Raw genomic sequence first — 19,908 nt, forward strand, 5'->3', positions numbered from 1 at the left:
AAGGTGCTGCCTAGAAGGTCGCTTCACCGACGATGCCGGCGCGCTCCATCTTTCGGTGGCAAGGGGGGTAATCCATCACGGCGTAGTGCTGGGTGGAGCGGTTGTCCCACATGGCCACGCTGTTGGGCTGCCAGCGGAAGCGCACCTGGTATTCAGGGATAGCCGCCTGGCTGATCAGGTACTGCAGCAACTGGCTGGCGCCTGGCGCGTAGTCCTGGCCGTAGCGCACGCTGTCGGCATTGTGGAAATTGGTGAAGTGCGTCGTGAACGCGTTGACGAACAGGATCTTCTCGCCTGTCTCCGGATGCGTGCGCACCACGGGGTGCTCGGCATCCGGGAACTGCGCGTGCAGCGCGAGGCGCTTTTCCATCGGCATTGCGGCGCCGAAGCTGGCCTCGATGCTGTGGCGGGCGCGCAGGGGCGCGATCTGGTCCTTGATGATTTGCGGCAGCCTTTCGTAGGCCAGCGCCATGTTGGCCCACATGGTGTCGCCGCCGACCGGCGGGCATTCCACGCAGCGCAGCACGCAGCCGAAGGGCGGCTTTTCGCGCCAGGTGGCGTCGCAGTGCCAGGAGTTCTCGTAGCGATCGTTGGGGCTGTCCGGCGACTTGTAGATGCGCACCAGGCCCGGGTTCTCCGGGTCGCTGCCGGCCACCGGATGGTCTTCCAGCTCGCCGAAGTGGCGGGCAAAGGCCACGTGCTCGGCGCGCGTCATGTTCTGGTCGCGGAAGAAAAGCACCTTGTGCTTGAGCAGCAGTGCACGGATTTCCGCCACCAGCGAGGCGTCGCGCGAGGCGGCGCCGAGATCTACATTGCTCAACTGCGCGCCGATGCTGCAGGTGAGTGGCTCGACCTTGATGGAGGTCTTCGGTTGGGTCGTTGAGTTCATGGGCCTGTTGTCTCCGTGTTGAGCCACCGTCATCGGACTGGACTCTTGTCGGTGGAACGGGCCGTGAAGAGGCGGCTCCGTAGGCCGTGAGAATATGGAGATGGCCCTCTCGGCGCCCCCTCCTTGCAGCAGGGGCCCCTACCGGTAGGGCCCCGCGGCGGCGTAACCGCTTGTCAGTCTGTCGACTTGATCAGCCCGAGGATCCGGGCGCGGAGGACGACCTGCTTGCGCGTGCCGGCGTCAAGCTTGGCGAAAAGATTCTTCACGTGCCATTTGATGGTGGTTTCGCCCACCTGCATGGCCCGGCCGATTTCCTTGTTCGACAGATTGTGTGCCAGCAGTTCCAGAACTTCGCGCTCCTTGGGCGTGAGCACCATGCCGTAGGGCGCGGCCGGTCGCGGCGCCTCCGGCTCCCTGACGCGCGACTCCGGCGAAGGCGTCGGTTCGGGTGCCCGGCTCTGGCGACCCGATCCCTCCGCGCCAACGTTTCGGACCCAGTCGCCCAGGTCCGGATGCGCATCGGCAAACACCCGGCGGAGGCCATAGGTGTCCGCGAGATCCATGGCCTCACGCAACTGCTTCTGCGAATCCTCTCCGCACTGGTCGAGGGCAAAGGCCTGCAGCCCGAGAAGCTCGATCCGGAGGCGCCCCTGCTTGATCGCCCGCGCCAGTTCGCCGGCACGCGCCAGCGGCGCCTGCGCGCCGCGCCAGTCCTTTGCGCCGATCGCCGCGTAGCCGAGGGCGACTTCGCGGAGGACTTCCACGCTCTCTCGCCAGAGTCGCCCCTTGGGCGTCGCATCGTCCTCCAGCAGCGCGTCGATCTCGTCACAAAGCTGGCGGCAGCTCACCGAGCGATATCGCCCGGCATGCAGGCGCACCTGCTCGCACAGGCTGGCGATGCGCAGTCGCGGCAGGCCACGGGCCCTGCCGGCGGCGTCCAGGCCGCCGAGAAGCTCCAGTGCGCGGTTTTCGGCGCCCTCGGCCACCGCGATGCGCGCCATGGTCCGATAGGCCAGTAGCAAGGATTCAGGCAGGCCGCTGTGCTCGAGAACGTCCAGCCGGTCAGCCAGCAGCGCCGCCGCTTCGCGGGGCCGGTCGCATTCCCAGGCCGCCGCGGCGAGCAGCCCCGCCAGCGAGCAGGTGAACCTGTTTCGCCGCCCCAGGTCGGCCTCCGCGCGCGCCACCGCCGGCTGCAGAAGGCTCTCGGCGAGCAGGACCTGCCCTTCCCAGATGTAACTGAGCCCGATGATGAATTCGCCCCAGCGCGCGGTGTACCCCACGCCCCCGAAATCGCCACGCGGCGCCTGTTGCTCGCGCAGCCGCGCCAGCGCGGGCTCGCCTGAAAGCAGCGCCCGGTACGCCGTGCGGTTGGCGTGAATCTGCAGCAAGACCGGATCGCGAAGCGCCGGCGCATCCGACCAGGGATCGTGCAGTGCCGCGAACCGATCCGGGTCGTCTGCGAACACTGCTGCTCCGCCGAGGATCAGCGCGCATTCGAAGCGAAGGTCATCGCTGACCTCTGGCTGGGCCAGGATGCGCGCCACCAGGCGCTCGGCTTCCTGGTGGCGCTCACTGACCGCCAAGGTCCACGCGGCAGCGAGCAAAAGGCGGGGCCGCCGATCGAGTTCGTCGGCCGGCACTTGCGAAAGCCATTCGAGCACTGCCCCCTGCCGGCCGTGCCTCATGATGGATTCGTAGAGGCTGCGCTCGGCCAGCCCATAGGCCTTCTGGTGCTCGCCCGCCGTCAATGCGTGTCGGGCCGCGTACTCGAGCAAGCCGTGCTCGGCGAGCCATTCGGCCGCGGATGAATGCAGCTTGGCTTGCTGCGTCGCGTCCAGGCCCGAGAAGAGCTTGCGCAGCACATCGCGCGCCAGCGTATGCATGCGCAGCCAATCACCGCCCTCGGCTTCGGCGAAGACGGGCGTATCCCGGCTCAGGCGCGCCAGTCGCTCGACCGCGTCGTCATAGCCGGTCACCGCGCGGCACAGGTCAGGATGGAGGTGGTCGAGGATCGAGATCCGAACGAGGAAATCGCTGTCGCCGGGATCGAGGTTGGCAAGCAGCAGCTTGACGAAATGGTCATGCAGCCTGCCGTCGAGCATGGCCATGCTCGCGACGTCCGCGTGTGCATCGACCCCGCGCGCGATGATCGTCATCGCGAGCTGCACGCCAAGCGGCCACCCTTCGGTCACTTCGTGCAGGCGGGCGGCGGTGTCGTTGTCGACGCGCGCACCCAGGCGGATGCGCACGAGCTCCATGGTCTCGTCGAGCCGGAACCGAAGCGCGGCGGGTTCGATGACGGTGCATTGCCCATAGGCAACGAGATCGTCGATGTCCAGGTGGCAATCGGGGCGCGCTGCGACGATCACCCGCAGATTCGGCGGCGCGTTGCGCATGAGGTAGACAAGGGCTTCGCGCGATGCTGTCGGCAGGCGATCGGCCTCGTCGACGAACAGGACGACATCCAGCGCCGTCTGCGTCAGTTCGGCGAGCCAGACCGTGATCCCCTCCAGACCGCCGGGGCCTACGGCTTCGAGCAGGGTGTGTCCGAAAGTCGAGCGCCCGGAGCCGCGCCGGACCGCCAGGGCGAGGCTCTGCGCGAGGCGCTGTGGTTCGTCCTGCCGTTGGGCGAAGAGCCACGCGACCACGGCGCCGCGGGACAAATGCTCGAGCCGCCACTGGGCCAGCAAGGAAGTCTTTCCGAAGCCCGCCGGCGCCTGGACGACGATCGCGGGAATATCCCGGATGCCGCTCGCCGTCGACAAGAGTCGCGCACGGGAAACAAGATCACGCGGGACCCGAGGTGGCGAGACCTTGAGCAGCAAGTCATCGTCGACTTCGGCGGAAGCACGCGTCACAGACGTCCTCTCTTCGAGCATGCAGAGGTATGGAAGTCGGCTGTCCGGTGCGACACGGGTGGCTCGGAAATGCCCAAGCCTGCAACCCAGGTCTGCAGGCTGGAAGATTCTAGCTTTGCCAGTCAGGCCGGCCGGGGGGTGCTAACCCACCCGCCGGCGCTCGCGTGCTGCTACTTCTTCGCAGCAGGCTCGACCGACAGCGCGACCGCCTCGGTGTAGACCGCATGGACCTGATCGCCCACCTTGATCCTCTTCAGCTGCTCGGGGTCGCGGATATTCAGATCAACCTCGTACTCCGTCCCGCGCAGCGTGATCATGTGGGTCTTCCGGTTGACCGCAACAACGTTGGCGGTGACCTCGACCTTCTGGCCGATCGCGCCACCGGGGAGTTGACCTGCGTCGGTCCTGTCGCCAGCCGCGGTCTGGACCCTGCTGCGGATCTCGTCGCCGCCCTTCATCAAGGTCAACGTCAGCGCCTGCGCGTAACGGACGTTCACCCGGTCGCCCACCTTGACTTGATCGAAGTTGCGCGCCTCGGGTCCGATCCCGAAGACATGCACCTTGCCATGAGAGTCCTTGAGGGTCACATGACGCTTCTCGAGATCGATCGCCTGCACGACGCCTGTGGCTCGGATGACTTCCTTGACGGTTCCTGTGCCGGGGTTCGTGGAGGCCGTGACCTCATGGGCGGGTTTGTCCTCGGCGATAGCGGGCGCCATGAACGCGCCCAGCACTGCCAAAACTGTGATCGAAGCTGCGATCTTCATGGGAATCCCTTTCGCGGAAATGATGTGCTCAAGCATGGTCCCACGCCGGGCACCTCAGATTGACGATCGTCAAGCGCGCTCGATATAGCCGCCCCCTCTGGTGTTGAGCCGAAATGTGCTCCGCCATGGGTTCGCGACACGAGCGCATACACACCAACGGACCTCTGTCCGGACGTGATTGACATTCGTCAACGAGCCCGACGAGCCTTGCGCGCATGCTCGCGTTTTTCAGGGCGGGTTGCTGTTCACATGGCACCAAAAGGAGAACCTATGAAACTCGCAGGACTCGCTTCGGCCGTGCTGGCCTTGTCATTGACGGCGCCGGTCGTTGTCGCGCAAACGGCTCCGGCGGCAGCCACGGCCGCGCCAGCCGCGCCAGCCGCGCCAGCCGCGAATCCCGTCGATCCGGCCTCGATCCAGGCTCTCAAGGACATGGGCGCCTACTTGCAGACCCTGGGGCGCTTCCGGACGTCCACGTCGCTGATGGGCGAGCGCGTTCTGGCCGACGGCCAGAAGCTGCTGCACACCGCATCGGCGACGGTCGACGTGCAGCGCCCGGACAGGATCCGCGCGCGAATGTGGAGCGTTCGCTCCGAGCGCGAAATCATCTATGACGGCAAGACGGTCACCCTCTTCTTCCCTGCGCAGAAGTACTACTCCTCGGTCGAATTCTCGGGGACGAACGGCGAACTTGTGAAGAAGCTGGAAGAGCGCTACGGCTTCGAGGTTCCGCTGTCCGACCTGTTCCTGTGGGGCACGCCGGCCGCGCCGGTCGACAAGATCGAATCGGCCATGAATGCCGGGCAGGATCTGATCGGCAATGACCTCTGCGACCACTACGCCTTTCGCCAGGGAGATTTCGATTGGCAGATATGGATCGCAACCGGTGCCAAGCCCTTGCCGCGCAAACTCGTGATCACCAATCGTGGCGATGAGGCCCGGCCCCAATCGGTCAGCGTCATGGACTGGAACCTGAACCCGGCTTTCAAGGAGGCAACGTTCAGGTTCACGCCGCCCAAGGGGGCGACAAAGATCGAATTTGTCCCGGCGAAGACCAACTAGAGGAGAACGACCATGAAAGGATCATTCACCAGGTTGCTCGCGGTCCCTCTGGCCACACTCATTCTGGCCAGTTTCGCCATGACACCTGCGGCGGAGGCTCGGGAAGGCGGCGGCGGTGGTCGCGGCGGTGGAGGCGGTGGCGGTGCGCGTGCCGGGGGCGGCGGGGGTGGCGGTGCTCGCGCTGGAGCAGCAGGAGGCGGCGGCGGTGCGCGCGCGGGTGCGGCTGCAGGCGGGGGTGCAGCCGCGGCCGGGGGTGCCCGCGCGGGCGCGGGCGGCGGTGGCAGGCAGCAGGCCAACAACAGCAGGGCCGACACACGGACCAATGACGTTCGCAGCTCCAGCGTCAACAACGTCAACAATGCCAGCCGCAACACGAACGTCAACGCCAACCGGAACACCAACGTCAACGCGAACCGCAACACCAACGTCGTCGTGGCCGGCGGCAACAACAATTGCTGTGGCGGCTGGGACAACGACTATCACCCGGTCGCTGGCGCCGTAGCCGTCGGCGCCGCGGTGGCAGTGACGTCGGCTGTGATCGGCTCGATGGTCAATACGGTGCCGGCCAACTGTGCCCCGGTCAACTACGGCGGCATGGTCTACCAGCAATGCGGAAGCACCTGGTACCAGCCGCAAGGGTCTCAGTACGTCGTGGTCAATGCCCCGTACTAGCCTCTGGCCTGCCGCCCTCGCCCGCTCACCACTTCCCGTCAGCGGGCTTCTTCGGCCGCATGGCGACCGCCAGCATCTCCATGGCACCCGCCCGGTTGGCACGCTTCGCGAAGTCGGCGGCCGTCATGCCTTGCTCGTTCTTCATCAGCGGATCGGCGCCCTCGTCGAGCAGCAACTTGACCGCCGCATCCGACCCGTACATCGACGCCATCATCAACGGCGTGGTGCCGTTCGGCGACTGCGCGTTGATGAAAGCATCGTTGTCCAGCAACAGCTTCATGATTTCCAGATGACCGTTAGTCGTCGCATAGTGCAGCGGTGTCCAGCCAGGCTTGTTGACGTCGGCATCGCGCTCGATCAAGCGCGCGACGATGTCCTTCTGGCCCTTGATCGCCGCCAGCATCAACGGGCTTTCGTCCTTCGGATTGCGCGCTTCGACGTCGGTCTTCGGGAAGTCCAGCAGCACCTTGATGACCTTCGGCGAAGGCTCCCGCAGCGCGATCAGCAAGCCGGTCTGGCCGTGCTCGTCGCGGGTATTGGGGTCGAATCCACGGTTCAGGAGGTTCTGGACGCCACCCGCGTTGTCCGCGCGCACGGCCCTGAAAAAGTCATTGAACGAATCCGCGTTTGCCGAAAAAGATGCAGCAATAACAATAAGATAAATGAGTTTCTTGAAGTAATTCTTCATGTGTTGACCCCAGTGAACAGGGCCTCGAAGTTGTCGCTGGTCACCTTGCCGATGGTCTCGATCGGCAGCTTGCGCAGTTCGGCGATCTGTTTGGCCACGTAGGGCACGTACGACGGATTGTTGGTCTTCCCGCGGTATGGCACCGGGGCCAGGTAGGGGCTGTCGGTTTCGATCAGCATGCGGTCGAGCGGGACGAAGGCCGCTACGTCGCGAAGGTCTTGCGCCTTCTTGAAAGTCAGGATGCCCGAGAAGGAGATGTAGAAGCCGAGATCGAGGGCAGCGCGCGCCACGTCGGCCGTCTCGGTAAAGCAGTGGAAGACACCGCCGGCTGCCTTGGCACCGCCGTCCTCGCCCTCCTCCTTCAGGATGGCCAAGGTGTCCGCCGAAGCTTCGCGGGTGTGAATGATCAGCGGCTTGCGCGTCTGCTGGGCCGCCCGGATGTGGACTCGGAAGCGGTCTCGCTGCCATTCGAGGTCAGCGATGCTGCGGCCGCCCTTGCGCTCTTCCATCTGGTAGTAATCCAGGCCGGTTTCGCCGATGGCGACGACCTTGGGCAGCGCGGAACGCCGCACCAGATCCTCCACGGTGGGCTCGGCGATGTCTTCGTTGTCCGGATGGACGCCTACGGAGGCCCAAAAGTTGTCATAACCAGACGCGAGCGCCTGCACATCGTCGAATTCCTCCAGCGTGGTGCAGATGCAGAGGGCCCGGTCGACCTGCGCGGCGGCCATGGCAGCGCGGATCTGCGGCATCTGGTCCGCGAATTCGGGAAAGGTCAGGTGGCAGTGGGAGTCGGTGAACATCGCGGAATGTTGAAGTGGCGGCGCATGGCGCGCCGCGTACGGTCCGCAGTCCGCGTCCAGCAGGACGGGATTTGGATCAGATGGTCTGGGTCGGCCGGTCGGACGCCATGGTGCCACCGAGCGCCTCTTCGATGCGCAACTTCAGTTGTCGCGACTTGTCGTCGGATGGAAAACGGATGCCCACGCCGGGCGCCCGGTTCCCGGCGGCGCGGGCCGGCGTGATCCAGGCCACCTTGCCGGCGACCGGATAGCGTTGCGGATCGTCCGGCAGCGTGAGGAGGACGTAGACGTCGTCGCCGAGTCGGTATTCGCGCGAGGTGGGAATGAAGATCCCGCCTTCCGCGAACAAGGGAATGTAGGCCGCGTAGAGCGCCCCCTTTTCCTTGATGGCGAGCTGGATGACGCTGGGCCTGACAGGCGCGGACGGGGCGGGTGTGGCTGGTGTGTTCATGGGCGACGGCGTGCCGAGTTTAGGGTGGTTCGCGCTTCGCTCACAAGCGCCTCGATCATGAGTCCCGCATTGAATGGATGTTCTGCGGTTTTTGCCGCATTCGCGAGCGACCGCGACCAGCGGGCCAACGCGCCCCTGGACGGCGGAGGCGGCAGATCGGCAGCATCGAAGAATCGCGGAGCGGCGCCGCTGTCCGCGGCCATCAGGTCGTGACAGAGCTTTTGAAGTGCGCCAATCGCCTGGGCCGGCGCGTGGTCGGCAAGCGCGCTGACGTCGCCTCGGGACATGGCCTTGGGAAGCATGCCCCAGGCTTTCGGCGATTGCCCCTGGCTCGCCAACCGCAAAGCGTCGCTGGGGCGACCGCCGGCTGCGCGCAGCAAGGCGACGGCATCGCCAGCAGGAATACCCTGCCCGACCAGCCAGTCGCACGCCTCGCCCTCTTCCGGCCACGGSAGCGTGAAGCCCAGGCAGCGGCTGCGGATCGTGGGCAGCAGTTGCCACGCTGCCTCGCTCGCGAGGACAAACCGCACATCGCCGACAGGCTCCTCCAACGTCTTCAACAGCGCGTTGGCGGTGATCGTGTTCATGCGCTCGGCCGGATAGACGAACACCACCTTGCCCCGCCCCCGCGCGCTCGTGCGCTGGGCAAAGCCGACGGCGTCGCGCATGGCTTCGACGCGGATCTCGCGGCTGGGCTTTCGCTTCTTGTCGTCGATGTCGGCCTGCGCCTTTTCGTCCAGCGGCCAGCCCAGTTCCTGCATGGCCACCTCCGGCATGAGCACGCACAGGTCGGCGTGCGTGCGAACCTGGATGGCATGGCAACTCGGGCAGTGGCCGCAGGCACCGTGGCCCTTGGATTCGTCAGGCTGTTCGCACAACCACGCCGCGGCCAGCGCGAGGCCCAGCTCGTATTGACCGAGACCAGAGGGCCCCTGCAGCAGCCAGGCGTGCCCGCGCTGGCGCAGCAGTTCGGTCAATGGCTTGCGCAGCCACGGAGACAGCGCATCCGCGTTCATTCGGCGACCTCCGCGCTACAGCGCTGCGGTATTCGCCTTGGGGCGGCCCGGCGGAAGTCAGCGACCTCCGCGCTGCAGCGCTGCGGCATTCGCCTTGGGGCGGCCCGGCGGCTCATGGCGCGCCTCCGGTTTGCGAGGCGACCAGGCCTCGCTCAGCCAATGCTTCCTCGATCTGTTGCCAGACGCCGTCGCGGGATTGCCCGGCGTCTATGCGAACGAAGCGCGGCGCCCGCTCTGCGCGCTCGGCATAGCCAGCCGCGACACGCCGAAAGAACTCAACCGGCTGCGACTCGAACTTGTCCGGCAGTCGCGCGCCAGTCAATCGCTCGGCGGCCGTTTCAGGCGCAAGGTCGAACCAGAGCGTGATGTCGGGCTGCAGCAGCGCGCCGTCGTCCGATGCGGGTTGGGATTGCACCCACTGTTCGAGCACCGACAGCACCGTCGGATCGAATCCGCGCCCCGCTCCCTGGTAGGCAAAGGTCGCGTCGGTGAAGCGATCGCACAGCACGACATCGCCTCGCGCCAGCGCGGGCAAGATCACTCGCACGACATGGTCGCGGCGCGCCGCGAACACCAGCAGCGACTCGGTCAACGCGTCCATCGGCTGTTCGAGGATCTGCGCGCGCAAGGTCTCCGCCAGCGGCGTGCCACCGGGCTCGCGCGTGCGAGTGACCTGCCGGCCCTGCGCCTTGAACAGCGCTTCGAGCGCATCGATATGACTCGACTTGCCGGCACCGTCGATGCCTTCGAGTGTGAGGAAAAGCCCCTTCATTGCCCACTCCGCTGGTTCGGGTCGGTGGCGCCGCGCTGATAGCGGTTCACTGCCCGGTTGTGCTCATCGAGCGAACTGCTGAACTGGCTCGTTCCGTCCCCGCGAGAAACGAAATACAGCGACTTGCTTTGTGCCGGCTGCACTGCAGCCAGCAACGCGGCCTTGCCCGGCATCGCGATGGGCGTGGGTGGCAGGCCGTTGCGTGTGTAGGTGTTCCAGGGCGTGTCGGTCTGGAGGTCTTTCTTGCCCAACTTGCCGTCGAATCGCTGGCCCATGCCGTAGATGACGCTCGGATCGGTCTGCAGAGGCATTCCGATTCGCAGGCGGTTGTGGAAGACCGCGGCGACCTCGGCGCGGTCCTGGGCCTTGCCTGTCTCCTTTTCGACAATGCTGGCCAGAGTCAGCGCCTCATCGGGCGTCTTGACTGCGATGTCGGGCGCGCGGGCCGCCCAGGCGGCGTCGAGCTTCTTGTCCATGGCGCGCATGGCCCGTTGCAGGAGCGCGAAATCGGTCGAGCCCTTGGAGTAGGTGTAGGTATCCGGGAAGAAGCGCCCCTCCGGATGGACACCCGCCCTGCCGAGCCGGGTCATGATTTCCTCGTCGGACTGCCCCAGCGTGTCGGGTTTCAACTGGTCCGCCTTGGCCAGCGCGGCGCGCACCTGACGGAAGTTCCATCCCTCGACCAGCACCAGGCTGCGGGTCGCCTCCTCGCCGCGCACCAGCACGCCGAGCAGTGTGCGTGGCGTGATGCCGCGCTCCAGTTCGTAGCTGCCGGCACGCATCTGACGGTCCTGTCCCGAAAAACGGAACCACCAATAGAGCAATTGCGGCGGCACGTCCACGCCCGTGTCCGCGACGGCCTGGGCGATGCCGCGTGGCGTGGTGCCGGGCTCGATCGACAGATCGACGTTGGGCGCCGGTAGGCGCAGCGGCTGATTGAGCCACCAGAGGCCCGCCGCGCCGAGACCCAGGACGACAAACGCAGCGAGCAGAAAGAGTGTGAGGAAGAAGCGGCGCACGGATTCCGACGAAGGAAGCGAACAGAGAGAAATATGAGGAAGCCCTGCGGACCGAACGGAACGGAGCAGACCATGATAATTCAGCGATGACCTCTGTCGTTCTGAATGGCGTGACTGCCCTTTCCCACCTCGGTGTGATCCGCGCCGAGGGCCCCGATGCTGCCAGCTTCCTGCATGGCCAGCTCACCCAGGATTTCGCATTGCTCGATGCGTCCGAGGCGCGTCTTGCAGCACTTTGCACGGCCAAGGGGCGCGCGATCGCGAGCTTCATCGGCATCCGGCCGCAGCCCGAACGGGTGCTGCTCATCTGCAGCCGGGACATCCTCGCGGCAACGCTCAAGCGGCTTTCGATGTTCGTGCTGCGTGCGAAGGCAAAGCTGAGCGATGCGAGCGACGATTACGCCCTCTACGGCGTAGCGGGCATGGCCTTGGCCGCCAACGACGTCGATCCGGCCGCGCTTCCGGGCCGCGCCGCTGCCATCGGTGAGGCGCATGCCGTCACGCTCTACCCGTCCGACGGCGTTCCGCGTGCACTGTGGATCGCACCCGCCGGCCAGGCCGCACCCCAAGGCCCGGCGCTCGATCCTGCACTCTGGCAGTGGAGCGAGGTTCGCAGCGGCATCGTGACGCTGACTTCACCGGTGGTCGAGGCTTTCGTGCCGCAGATGATCAATTACGAATCGGTGGGCGGTGTGAACTTCAAGAAAGGCTGCTATCCGGGCCAGGAAGTGGTGGCGCGCAGCCAGTTCCGCGGCACGCTGAAGCGGCGCACCTATCTCGTGCAGGCCAGCGACGAGATTGCCGTCGGCCAGGAGGTGTTCGCCGCCAGCGATCCGGAACAACCGGTCGGCACCGTGGCTCAGGCGGCGCCAGCGCCGAACGGCGGCTGGGCCGCGCTGATCTCGATTCAGATCGCGGCCATCGATGCCGGTGGTCTGCATGCGCGATCAGTGGATGGCCCGGCGCTCACTGTCGAGCCCCTGCCCTATCCGTTGCTGGAAGACATCTAGACCCGCTCACCAGCGGCGGCCCGAGGACACGCCCGCCAATCGCCGAGCCGATGGAATCAGGCACCTTCCTGTACTTCGCTTACGGCTCCAACATGAGCGCGGCCCGCCTTCGCGCGGCAGACCGAACGCCCTCTGCCCAATTGATCGGGGCCGCACACGTCTCGGGCTATCGACTGGTTTTTGACAAGGTGGGCAGGGACGGCTCCGCCAAGGCGGACTGCGAACGTACCGATGCGCCAACGGACGTTGTTCATGGCGCCTTGTTCCGTATTGACCATCGCGACCGCCCGGCGCTGGACAGAGCCGAGGGCCTCGGAAATGGCTATGACGCTTTCGAAATCGGTGTGGATACCGATTCAGGCACCGTCTCGGCGCTTACCTACCTGGCAACCAGGAAGGACGCCACGCTAAAACCTTTGACTTGGTACATGCATCACGTATTGCAGGGTGCCCGGCAATGCGGGCTTCCCGATGCGTATATCGCGGCCATCGAGGGTGTTGCGGCCGTTCGTGACCTTGATCTGGGACGCGAGACCAGGGAGCTTTCCATCTACCCGATGCTGTAATTGAGTAACGCGCACCACAGCAAAAAATCGTTCAAGAACTGAATCGTCATTGGCAGGTCTCCCGTCACAGTTCGCTGAACTCCGAATCGGCATTGTGCTCGCGCCGCCCCCAGTCCGTGATGTACTGCGTCGACCTGTGCCGGAGTGAGGCAACTGCCTCGTCCTGGCTATTCAGCCCCTCCTCCAGCGTGATTCGGCAACGAATCGCCCTGTTGAGAAAAAGCTCGGCGCTGCCAGTGAATCGTCGCTCGAGTTCATTCCACCGGACGTCAATGCGTACATCCCACCCTTCGTGAAAAAAGTGGTGATCGCCCAGATTCTTTTCCATTCAGGGCTTCACCGACGACGAATTCTGGTTTTGGCCGCATTTTTCGCAGCGGAGGAATTGCCTGCGAAGCCACGTGGCAGGTGCGCAGACAGGTTTTCCTTTAAAAAACCACACGACTGCGAACTCCGTGTGCGAGCCAAGGGGTTTATTCCATTTGCCATATTGCATATTTGCGCAGAGGGTATTAACTTTTCATGCAATGCGAAGAGGACAACACCTTACGAAAAACGTATCTACCTGAAGGTTCCTCCATGTTGATTGCACTATTCATCTTGATCGCCCTGGCGCTCAGAGCGCTATATCTGCAGATATGGCTTCGCAATTCGACCCGAATCAAGTATGAACGAGAGGGCTGGCTCACCTGCGAAGTGCGACGCAGGGTCGGCATGGAGAGGGTCCCCGACTACGTTTCCGAGTTTCCGGTTCCGCGAGAAGAAAGAATCCAGGTATTCCGGCTCTTTGGCCTGGTGCTCTGGCATGACGAAATGAGCGTCGCCTTGCCGAATACCGCCTGCGATTGCTTCGAAAAAGTCGCGCCTCAGGACTTTGACCGGGAGTTTCCGCGCTGGCTGCGGCTGAACCAGGCGGTCTGAGGTCGTCGCTTCGTTGCTCGCTCGGTCGGCCCTCGTCCGAGCGCCAGGATCCAGCAAAAAACTTGCACCTCGGATCCGCCTGCTTGTTCGATGAGCATTGCAGTGGGAGCCAAGCAGGATGCGGCTCCGGCGAGATGCTCAGTCGGTTATCCACAGAGTCATGCACCGGTCAAGGGGAAAACAAGCCCTTGACTTTCATATTTTGGTGCAGTGCACAAGCCTCTTTTCTCATTGGGAGAGGCACGTTTTTCGTGCGCCAGGACAGCGCAGTGCAGCACGCCATGTTGGTGCGATACACCCAATCTTTTCCACAATGAGACGCGAGCGGTAACTCACTTGCCCATGGTCGCGGACTGTCCGGGCGCGTTGATGAATGGAGCCCGCTGGCAGCGTTCGTCAAAACGTCGCGCAGCCTTCGTCGATTGGTCGGCCAACGATCGGCAGCAAGGCGGTGCGAACGCGCGCGAGGCGACAAAAAGGGAACAGAATCCGCTCCAGCGGCCGCGCACGAATGGCCGAAGGCTTGATGCCAATAAGGTGGAGGGGTGAGAAATCCAATCGCGGACCGGGGCTCAGTCACGCACGAATCGTCCGGGGCCTTGTCCGCTGGCGAGCGCGCGGTGGCGTTCGCGGGCTTCGTGTTCGAGCCCGCGAGGCAGGAACTTCGCAAGGCCGACGCCGTCATTCCGCTTTCGCCCAAGTCCCTTGCACTTTTGCGCTACTTTCTGGCGCACGAAGGTCGCGTCCTCGGCAAGGACGAGTTGATCCAGGCGCTCTGGGGCGCCGTGGTCGTGACCGACGACTCGCTCGTCCAGTGCGTCAAGGACCTGCGGACCGCGTTGGGCGACAAGGACCAACAGATCATCAAGACCCTGCCGCGGCGCGGGTACATGTTCGATGTGCAGGTAACCCCCGTCCGGTCGCCATCCGACGACGAAGACGCCCGCGATCCAACGCGTACTTCCCGCCCTCGATGGTGGGGGTGGTTGGGCGTCAGCGTCCTGGCGCTTGCCACCCTTCTGGCAGGCGGCGCTGCCTGGCATTGGCACGCAGCGCCTTCGATGAATATCGACGAGGAGATCATGAACCGACGGGCCGTCGCTGTGCTCGCGTTCAACGACAAGCGGGGCAAGGCGGCAGGGTCAACGCTGGGGGATGATCTGGCGGACGCAATCGGCACCCATCTCGTGCGAACGGGTGCGCGGGTGATTGGCCGCGCGGCCACCGTCCGTCAGGACCCGGCGACACCCGAGTTCGAACACATCGGGCGGGAACAGGGTGTCCGGTTCGTGCTGGGCGGCCGGGTGACGCGTGACGGCGACTCGGTCCGGGTGGACACCTATCTGACGGAGATCGCCTCCGGCGCGGTCTACCGTTTGCATGACGCCGCATTCAAGAGCGACGACGAGGTCACGCGCTCTTCCTATGGTCAGGAGGTGGCGGCTGCGCTCCGGGCGCGGTACTACGAGATCGAGACTGCACGGGCCCGGCTCCCAGGCCACGAGAAGGACCCGGTGGACGCCATCGCGCTTGGCATTCGCGACCTGGATCAAGGGAGCACCAAGGGAGATTTCGAGCGGGCCCGCCAACGGTTCGAGTTTGCGGCAAGCGCCGATCCGAACTCGGTCGAGGCGTCCGTCGGCTTGGGGGCGGCGCACCTGACGGAGTTCTATTCCCTCCAGAGCGAATCGCCGCGCGACGAGTTGGATATCGCCGAGAAAGCGCTTCGGCGAGCGCTCGACCTGGGGCCGGACAATCCGCAGAACCTCGCGGCGTGGGCAGAGATGCTCCTGCTGCGGGGCCAGCCGGACGAGGCGTTCTGGTTATGGCGAAAGACACTCGACATCAGCCCCGACGACCAGATCGGGCACCTGCGCCTCGCCAACGCACTCATCAGGCAGGGGCGCTTCGCCGAGGCGCAGCAGCACCTCGACAAGGTCACCGACCTGCGGCCCTACCAGACGCGGCGGCGACAGATTCTCAACCAGAGCCTGGCCGATACCGCGTTTGCGCAGGGGCGGGACGATGAGGCCTACGACATCCTGAAGAAGTGGTCTGCCGAGTTTCCGAACAACGGCAAGCCCTACCTCATGCTCGCCGCGATCGATGCGCTGCACGGGAGGGACGCCGCCGCTGCGGCCAACATGGCGAGGCATCGTCAGATGCTGCCCTTGAGCAACATCGCCTACGTCGTTCTCACCTATCCGTCGAACGACCCGGCCTTTCTCGCACAGCGTGCGAGGCTGGTGGACGGCCTTCGAAAAGCGGGACTTCCGGAGGGCGGCAAATGAAAATCCTCAGTGCAATCGCAGTGATTGGCGCGGCGCTTGTAGGCGTCCATGCACACGCACAGCCACAATTGCCGCCGGTGCCGGTGCTTGCTCCCGGCATTTATGCATCGCCCCAAGGCGGAGAGACCGTGAGCTTCCGATCCCCCCAAGGGGGGGCGACGGATCGCTTGATCCCGGCCGTTCTCTTCAAGCCGGCCGGCGCGCCCGTGGGCGCCGTGGTCATTGTCAATTCGCCGAGCGGGTGGCTCGATGCCCGGGAGGGCCACTACGCCCGATCGTTGAGCACGGCCGGGTATGCCGCGCTGGTCATCGACACCTATGGCCCGCGCGGCATCGCGAGCACGCAAGCCGACAACGCGCAACTCAGCACCTTTGCACAGACGCGAGACGCCTTCGCTGCGCGGAAATACCTGATCTCGATCGGCTATCCGGCCGATCGAGTGGCCATCATGGGGACGGGGCGCGGCGGAACGATCGCTCTCCTTGCCGCGGACCGAACGTTCCTTCAGGACGAAAAGGAGCGCTTCGCCCTGGCAATCGCCGTCACTGCGGGATGCCTCTTTCACCCGCGCGAACCTCGGGCCGGCGCAACAATATTCATGGCGCTCGCGGAGAAGGACGAGATCAATGGCGTCCAGCCATGTCAAAGGCTCGCGAGCGAGTACGCCGCGGCGGGTGGTCAAGTCGTCGTCAAGATCTACAGCGGTGCGTCGAATGGCTTTGACGGACACCCCGCGATCGTTCGGATGGTCCGCGATCCGCTCGTGGAAACCTTCGTGAACTGCTATGTGTCGGTCGAGCCTGACGGGCGATCGACCTACAACGGCAAGACCTTCGCCGAAAACGACTCCGGCTCGTTGATCATGGAGATGCGGAAGTCTTGCATCAAGCACGGCGGATCGGGGTGGACCAATGTCACGCGCAAGGCCAACGTCACGCTCGACCTGATCGAGTTCCTGGACGCCAACTTCCGCAAGTAGCCGCGACGGTCCGATCGTCGAATCTTCGTCATCGATCAGCCAAACCTCGTCCCGTGATCGGCGCGCGGACGTGCCGTATCGGGCCGGCACACATACCTTGAGCGGGTCGGCAACCAGGCGCTCCTGCATGGCCCGATGTCTTGACCCAGCAAAGGCCATCACCATGAAAACACTGCCCTACGTTGTCGGCACCGCCGTGCTCGTGTTCGCCAGCAGCGGCCTGCGCGCCCAGAACGCACCCGCCGGAAGAAGCGCCGCAGAGGTTCAGGCCGAGGCCATCGCGGCGGCCCATGCCCCGGACCAGAACGGCGCGGCCGGAACACGCGGCTTCGGTCCTTTCACATCGACGGTCGATCCTGAAAAGGTGCGTCAGGACGCTGTCAACACGGCCAATGCACCCGACCAGAACGGCGCTGCCGGCACGCGCGGCTTCGGCGAATTCAAGGGGGCGACAGACCCGGCGGCCGTGGCTGCAGCGGCCAAGGAAGCCGCAGCCGCGCCCGACCAGAACGTGGCGAGCGGATCCAAGTTCAACAGCAAGGTGCCGCCCTCGACCCTTCCCAATCCCGCCACCGTGAGCGCGGGCAAATAGCGGCATCAAGCACCTCAGCCCGTTCACCCGGAGATGAACATGAAGAAAACATGGACTGCTGCCGCATTGGCAATCAGCGCAATGGCCTGGTGTGCGCCGGGCATGGCGGAACATGGGAATGCCGATCCGCCGAAATGCAACCTGCGGACCTTGAGTGGTTCTTACGTGCTGGCTGCGAGCGGCTTCGTGATCGTGGCTGGCGTGCCTCAGCCTAAGGCCCTCATCGAGCAGATCGACTTCAATGGCGACGGCTCCGCAGTCTCGCCCAATGCCGCGCTGGCCCTGAACGGCAATGCGCTCGCGTTCAGTTCGGGCGGCGCCGCGAGCTATGGATTCGATGGCGAAAGTTGCTCGGGCACGATCACTTTCGCGAACGGCCCGGCCCACAAGGTCTACATGGATCCGGACGGCGACAAGGGTTGGACCCTCGTGTGGATGCCCGTCGGCAATGTGTTCCAGGGAACCCTCACCCGGGTCGGGCCCCCGAAGGGCCGCGACGAACGGCACTGACGTTGCTGCGGCGTATGCAGAGCACGCACCATGATCACGGTTTCCTGGCGGATGGCCGTGATCATGGCCCGTCTTGCGGCGATGGCGTTGATGCCGTTCGCCCAAAGCTGCGGTGATGGGGGTCGCAACCCGCCGATACAGATCCTGAACGGCCTTTGGGAGAGATCCATCCCCTCCTTGAAGAAGGGTCCGTTCGGCGCAATCAAGGTACACCATCGACGCATGAACCCCATCCTCCCTACGCTTGCCATCGATGTCAGCTTCGACCTGATCTGCCCCTGGTGCCTGATCGGCAAACGACATCTGGACACTGCCATCGGCATGCTGCGCGAGCAGCGTCCTGAAGTGGCGGTCGAAATCACTTGGCGCTCGCATCCGTTGATCCCCGACATCCCGAAGCAGGGTGTGTCCTATGTCCAGTTCTATCTGCAAAGGCTCGGCAGTGCGGAGGCCGTGGCGTCACGCCAGGCACAGGTGCGCGAGGCGGCGCGCGCCGCCGGGGCCGAGATTGCATTCGACCGCATCAAGGTGTTTCCCAACAGCCTGGACGCTCACCGGTTGGTCGCCCAGGCGCAAAGCCAGGGTGGCTCGGCCCTGGCTGGCGCGGTGATCGACGCGCTGTTCGAGCGCTACTTCGTTCGCGGCGAGAACATCGGGGACGCCGGCGTGCTTGCCGAACTACGGGCCGAATGCGGGATCTCGCCTTCTGATGTTGCCGGGTCAGGTGTGCCGGCAGCGGTGCGCGGCATGCACGGCGTGCCGTATTTTCTGTTCAACGAAGCGGTCGCCGTCGAAGGCGCGCAGCGCCCTGCCTGGCTGATGGAAGCGATGCTTCACGCGCTCTCGCCTTCGGCCTGAACGTCCTATTCATCAGCCCGAACGCCTGATTGCGCGACGGTGGCCGCCCATTTCTTCTGCTCTTCCTGAATCAGGTCGGCAAATTCCTTCGGCGTGCTGCCGGCCGGATCAAAGCCGCGACTCGCCAGGCGTTGACGCACTTCCGGCATCTTGAGGATCTTCACGATCTCGCCGTTGAGCTTCGTCACGATCTTGTCGGGTGTGCCTGCAGGAACCACCACGCCATACCACTCGGTGAAATCGATATTCGGCACGCCCGCTTCAGCCAGCGTCGGCACGTTGGGCAGCAGCGCCAACCGACGCTTGCTCACCACCGCGAGCGCCTTGAGTTGGCCGGACTTGAGCAGTGGATCCACCACCGGAAGGCCTGGGAACATCAATTGAACATGGCCGCCGACCAGGTCGGCCAGCGCCGGCGGTGCTCCCTTGTACGGCACATGAACAATGTCGATGCCGGCCTGTCGCTTGAAGCCTTCGCCGATGAGGTGGAGTTGCGTTCCGGGTCCCGAGGACGCATAGCTGATCTGCCCGGGACTCGCCTTGGCCTTCGCAATCAGTTCCTGCACTGAACTGGCTACCGAGGGATTGGCCACCAGGACGTAGCTCAGCGTGACGAGTTGACTGACCGGCGTGAAATCTCGCGACAGATCGAACGGCAGATTGCTGTAGAGACTGCGATTGATGATCATCGGCGTCGTCGCCATCAACAGCGTGTATCCGTCGGGGGCAGCTTTGGCTACCGCGGCCGCCCCGATGTTCCCGGCTGCGCCGGGTCGGTTGTCCACGATCACAGGCTGCCCCAGATTGACAGACAACTGTTCGGCAATGACACGCGCAGCGATGTCCACGCTGCCGCCCGCCGGCCATGGCACGATCAATTTGACCGCGTGCTGTGGATACACGTCTTGTGCGAAGACGCCCGCACCGGCGACTGCCAGGCAGAGTGCGGCCAATGCCAGCCGCGCACAACGCATTGGGTTTCTCATGAAGTTGTCCCTTGTCTCTTGATCGTTCGTCTGCGCGTGGGCGTACTCACTCGATCGCCTTGCCCATGTCCTCGACCACCTTCTTGGCGTCGCCGAAGACCATCATGGTCTTGTCCATGTAGAACAGCTCGTTGTCCAGCCCCGCGTAGCCCGCGGCCATGCTTCGCTTGTTCACGATCACCGTCTTGGCCTTGTAG

General features: G+C 64.7%; 22 protein-coding genes. 10 read left to right on the forward strand and 12 right to left on the reverse strand.

The annotated features are described in order from the left end of the window. Positions 1-10: 10 nt before the first annotated feature. From AC1DN9_RS28270 to AC1DN9_RS28280, 3 genes are all read right to left on the reverse strand, one after another. Entirely contained in the window at positions 11-859 is an 849-nt protein-coding gene (locus AC1DN9_RS28270) for a TauD/TfdA dioxygenase family protein (RefSeq protein WP_478105551.1), read from the reverse strand. A gap of 203 nt (positions 860-1,062) precedes the next feature. After that, a complete protein-coding gene (locus tag AC1DN9_RS28275; RefSeq protein WP_478105511.1) occupies positions 1,063-3,747 on the reverse strand; it encodes a helix-turn-helix transcriptional regulator in 2,685 nt (894 codons plus the stop codon). Positions 3,748-3,917: 170 nt separating this feature from the next. Next, entirely contained in the window at positions 3,918-4,550 is a 633-nt protein-coding gene (locus AC1DN9_RS28280) for a hypothetical protein (protein WP_478105513.1), read from the reverse strand. A 234-nt stretch (positions 4,551-4,784) separates the two neighbouring features. Here AC1DN9_RS28280 and AC1DN9_RS28285 point away from each other — a divergent pair, with 234 nt between their 5' ends. Both AC1DN9_RS28285 and AC1DN9_RS28290 read left to right on the forward strand, forming a co-directional pair. Further along, complete coding sequence (locus AC1DN9_RS28285; RefSeq protein ID WP_478105515.1) at positions 4,785-5,576, forward strand: DUF2092 domain-containing protein; 792 nt, start codon at positions 4,785-4,787, stop codon at positions 5,574-5,576. A 12-nt stretch (positions 5,577-5,588) separates the two neighbouring features. Further along, a complete protein-coding gene (locus AC1DN9_RS28290; protein WP_478105517.1) occupies positions 5,589-6,248 on the forward strand; it encodes a hypothetical protein in 660 nt (219 codons plus the stop codon). 25 nt (positions 6,249-6,273) lie between these two features. Here the strand turns inward: AC1DN9_RS28290 and AC1DN9_RS28295 are convergent, their stop codons facing one another. The 6 genes from AC1DN9_RS28295 to mltG form a co-directional block, all read right to left on the reverse strand. Continuing rightward, positions 6,274-6,936 carry an ankyrin repeat domain-containing protein gene (locus AC1DN9_RS28295; RefSeq protein ID WP_478105519.1) on the reverse strand — a complete coding sequence of 221 codons (663 nt, stop codon included), beginning with the start codon at positions 6,934-6,936 and terminating at the stop codon, positions 6,274-6,276. Beyond that, complete coding sequence (locus AC1DN9_RS28300; RefSeq protein WP_478105521.1) at positions 6,933-7,739, reverse strand: TatD family hydrolase; 807 nt, start codon at positions 7,737-7,739, stop codon at positions 6,933-6,935. The genes AC1DN9_RS28295 and AC1DN9_RS28300 overlap by 4 nt, the downstream gene beginning before the upstream one ends. A gap of 76 nt (positions 7,740-7,815) precedes the next feature. Then, on the reverse strand, positions 7,816-8,190 hold the full coding sequence (locus AC1DN9_RS28305) for a PilZ domain-containing protein (protein ID WP_478105523.1): 375 nt from the start codon (positions 8,188-8,190) through the stop codon (positions 7,816-7,818). Continuing rightward, positions 8,187-9,206 carry a DNA polymerase III subunit delta' gene (locus AC1DN9_RS28310; protein WP_478105525.1) on the reverse strand — a complete coding sequence of 340 codons (1,020 nt, stop codon included), beginning with the start codon at positions 9,204-9,206 and terminating at the stop codon, positions 8,187-8,189. Before AC1DN9_RS28310 ends, AC1DN9_RS28305 begins: the two co-directional genes overlap by 4 nt. A 112-nt stretch (positions 9,207-9,318) precedes the next feature. After that, a complete protein-coding gene (gene tmk, locus AC1DN9_RS28315; protein ID WP_478105527.1) occupies positions 9,319-9,978 on the reverse strand; it encodes a dTMP kinase in 660 nt (219 codons plus the stop codon). After that, on the reverse strand, positions 9,975-10,997 hold the full coding sequence (gene mltG / locus AC1DN9_RS28320) for an endolytic transglycosylase MltG (RefSeq protein WP_478105529.1): 1,023 nt from the start codon (positions 10,995-10,997) through the stop codon (positions 9,975-9,977). The genes tmk and mltG overlap by 4 nt, the downstream gene beginning before the upstream one ends. Positions 10,998-11,083: 86 nt before the next feature. On the opposite strand from mltG, the gene ygfZ reads away from it, so the two are divergent. Both ygfZ and AC1DN9_RS28330 read left to right on the forward strand, forming a co-directional pair. Continuing rightward, positions 11,084-12,007, forward strand: a complete 924-nt coding sequence (gene ygfZ / locus AC1DN9_RS28325; protein WP_478105531.1) for a CAF17-like 4Fe-4S cluster assembly/insertion protein YgfZ — start codon at positions 11,084-11,086, stop codon at positions 12,005-12,007. A 50-nt stretch (positions 12,008-12,057) separates the two neighbouring features. Further along, positions 12,058-12,573 carry a gamma-glutamylcyclotransferase family protein gene (locus AC1DN9_RS28330; RefSeq protein ID WP_478105533.1) on the forward strand — a complete coding sequence of 172 codons (516 nt, stop codon included), beginning with the start codon at positions 12,058-12,060 and terminating at the stop codon, positions 12,571-12,573. 64 nt (positions 12,574-12,637) lie between these two features. Here AC1DN9_RS28330 and AC1DN9_RS28335 read toward each other — a convergent pair whose 3' ends face one another. Then, positions 12,638-12,901, reverse strand: a complete 264-nt coding sequence (locus AC1DN9_RS28335) for a hypothetical protein (RefSeq protein WP_478105535.1) — start codon at positions 12,899-12,901, stop codon at positions 12,638-12,640. Positions 12,902-13,152: 251 nt separating this feature from the next. On the opposite strand from AC1DN9_RS28335, the gene AC1DN9_RS28340 reads away from it, so the two are divergent. From AC1DN9_RS28340 to AC1DN9_RS28365, 6 genes are all read left to right on the forward strand, one after another. Further along, the gene (locus AC1DN9_RS28340) at positions 13,153-13,494 is read left to right on the forward strand and encodes a hypothetical protein (RefSeq protein ID WP_478105537.1); all 342 of its coding nucleotides are present in this window, start codon (positions 13,153-13,155) and stop codon (positions 13,492-13,494) included. 545 nt (positions 13,495-14,039) lie between these two features. Then, on the forward strand, positions 14,040-15,785 hold the full coding sequence (locus AC1DN9_RS28345) for a tetratricopeptide repeat protein (protein ID WP_478105539.1): 1,746 nt from the start codon (positions 14,040-14,042) through the stop codon (positions 15,783-15,785). Between the two features lie 128 nt (positions 15,786-15,913). Then, the gene (locus AC1DN9_RS28350; RefSeq protein ID WP_478105541.1) at positions 15,914-16,765 is read left to right on the forward strand and encodes a dienelactone hydrolase family protein; all 852 of its coding nucleotides are present in this window, start codon (positions 15,914-15,916) and stop codon (positions 16,763-16,765) included. A 163-nt stretch (positions 16,766-16,928) separates the two neighbouring features. After that, positions 16,929-17,357: a hypothetical protein gene (locus tag AC1DN9_RS28355; RefSeq protein ID WP_478105543.1), complete on the forward strand. Its 429-nt coding sequence runs from the start codon at positions 16,929-16,931 to the stop codon at positions 17,355-17,357. A 39-nt stretch (positions 17,358-17,396) separates the two neighbouring features. Continuing rightward, the gene (locus AC1DN9_RS28360) at positions 17,397-17,867 is read left to right on the forward strand and encodes a hypothetical protein (protein ID WP_478105545.1); all 471 of its coding nucleotides are present in this window, start codon (positions 17,397-17,399) and stop codon (positions 17,865-17,867) included. A 222-nt stretch (positions 17,868-18,089) separates the two neighbouring features. Then, entirely contained in the window at positions 18,090-18,725 is a 636-nt protein-coding gene (locus tag AC1DN9_RS28365) for a DsbA family oxidoreductase (RefSeq protein ID WP_478105547.1), read from the forward strand. A gap of 5 nt (positions 18,726-18,730) precedes the next feature. Here the strand turns inward: AC1DN9_RS28365 and AC1DN9_RS28370 are convergent, their stop codons facing one another. Both AC1DN9_RS28370 and AC1DN9_RS28375 read right to left on the reverse strand, forming a co-directional pair. After that, a complete protein-coding gene (locus tag AC1DN9_RS28370) occupies positions 18,731-19,711 on the reverse strand; it encodes a Bug family tripartite tricarboxylate transporter substrate binding protein (protein WP_478105549.1) in 981 nt (326 codons plus the stop codon). Positions 19,712-19,757: 46 nt separating this feature from the next. Continuing rightward, on the reverse strand, positions 19,758-19,908 hold a 151-nt coding region (locus AC1DN9_RS28375), incomplete at its 5' end, for an NAD(P)(+) transhydrogenase (Re/Si-specific) subunit beta (RefSeq protein ID WP_235507861.1).

Source organism: Variovorax sp. 05L425 (genome assembly GCF_056397705.1).